The organism is Streptomyces sp. 7-21 (assembly GCF_016741785.1).
In the GTDB taxonomy this organism is placed as follows: Bacteria; Actinomycetota; Actinomycetes; order Streptomycetales; family Streptomycetaceae; genus Streptomyces.
Map to the genome: position 1 here is coordinate 1 of NZ_JAERRL010000038.1, position 828 is coordinate 828.

The following is an 828-nucleotide window of genomic DNA, read 5'->3' on the forward strand; positions in this document are numbered from 1 at the left end:
AAACCCGGCCAACAAGATCGTCCGCGACGCCGGCGGGAAGCCGCCAGACCCGCCGCCGCATCGAAGCAGCCACATCCCGCACCGGGTCGGGCGCGGGCAGGCCCGGCACGCTGGCGGCGTCTGCCGCGAGAGCCGTCCACGAGTCGAGTTCGGCGGTCCGGCCGGACGAGACAGCCTGCGCGGCGGCGGCCGCCGCCCAGGTGCGGAAGGAGGTGCCCTCGGGTACCAGCGCGGGCGTGGTGCCCGCAGCCACCGCGCGTACCGCCTCTGCCACGTCGTCGGTCAGCACCCGCCAGGAGACCCCGTCCACCACCAGGTGGTGGACCACGATGGCCAGGCGGCCCAGCCGATCGGGGCCGGCGTCCAGCCAGGCGAGGCGTGCGACGACGCCACGGGCCGGGTCGAGGGCGGCGGCCGCCTCACGCGCCGCATCCTGGGCCAGCGCGTCCAGGTCGTCCGCCGCGGCCGCGGTGGCGTCGATCCGCGCGACCAGGCCGGCTGGGGCTGGCGACGAGGGGTCCCCGGCCACCAGTCCTCCGCCGGGCACGGCACGCGCCCGGAGCATGGGGTGGGCCTCGGCGACGGCCTGCCAGCCGTGTGCGACGGCGTCAAGGGCGAGACCGCCGGGCGTCGTCACGATGACCCATTGCGCGAACCGGGCGCGCAGGCTCCATTCGCCGGCTTCCCGCATGACGGGAGTGGCGGTGACGTCACCGGTGGCCTCGTCGTTTTCCCGCGCCCCGGTGACCGGTGCCTCGGCGACGGCGGCGAGCCGCCCGGGAGTGCGTTCGTCGAAGACCTGCCGGGGCGTGACGACGAGGCCGTCGC

General features: G+C 76.7%; 1 protein-coding gene. It reads right to left on the reverse strand.

Features of this window, described 5'->3' with window-relative positions; all coding sequences use genetic code 11:
• On the reverse strand, nt 1-828 hold an 828-nt coding region (locus tag JK356_RS21470; RefSeq protein WP_236671725.1), incomplete at both ends, for a condensation domain-containing protein.